This window comes from Agathobaculum faecis (assembly GCF_014287995.1).
GTDB lineage: Bacteria > Bacillota > Clostridia > Oscillospirales > Butyricicoccaceae > Agathobaculum > Agathobaculum ammoniilyticum.
On record NZ_JACOPL010000074.1, the window covers coordinates 1 to 716 of the forward strand.

1 protein-coding gene and 1 pseudogene are annotated in these 716 nt (G+C 53.6%); both read left to right on the forward strand.

Annotated features, from left to right (window positions below):
* Positions 1-425: pseudogene (locus H8S45_RS15900) on the forward strand (hypothetical protein); the annotation flags it as partial.
* Positions 426-430: 5 nt separating this feature from the next.
* Entirely contained in the window at positions 431-694 is a 264-nt protein-coding gene (locus H8S45_RS15905) for a hypothetical protein (RefSeq protein WP_054328592.1), read from the forward strand.
* Positions 695-716 lie beyond the last annotated feature (22 nt).

Below are 716 nucleotides of genomic sequence, written 5' to 3' on the forward strand. Positions count from 1 at the left end.
ACACCATCAAACTCGGCTTTGGCGGGTACTGCGCATGTGAGGGCATAACCGCAGGACAGACGATCGATTCAGAGGGCATAACGGCGTATAGCCCGCTGGATGGGTGGCTGGAAATCAAAGACCCGTGGGCGAGAGGGTATGTTACGGGAGAGTATACAGGCGACGGTACTTATGGCGCGGATAATCCTACGGTGATTGATGTGGGATTTCGGCCGGAATGTTTAATTATTGGAGCCGAATCTGCCAATAGTGCAACCGGAGCAGTTTTTGTCTTGCTTAATGGCGTGAATCTTTCGTATTCTTTGCCTAATGGTGGAGCAGTGAATGTGTCAGTTAATGAATCACAAATTTTGTTTTATGGTAATTCCGCATCAGGACAGATGAATGCCAGTGGTTCTGTTTACCGCTATATCGCATGGAGGTAACGCCAATGCTAATTATCAACACGGAAACCAGACAGATGCGCACCCTCCATTATGGACAAGCGCCGGACGGGTGGATTCCGGTTCCGGTCAGCCTGGAGCCCCGCGCCCGCGCTTACTGCCCATACTGCGAGCTGATCATTGAGGACGGCGCGCTGGTGGATATTACGCCGACCGCACGGCCTCCTGAACCGGAGCCGGAACCGACGCAGGCAGAACAGCTCCGCGCGGACGTGGACTTTATCGCGGCTATGACGGGGGTGGAGCTATGACAGTATTTGAAATGGCGCGGCA

Coding starts and splice junctions, on each gene's coding strand:
- H8S45_RS15905 (WP_054328592.1), top strand. CDS start 431: ATGCTAATTATCAACACGGAAACCAGACAGATGCGCACCCTCCATTAT.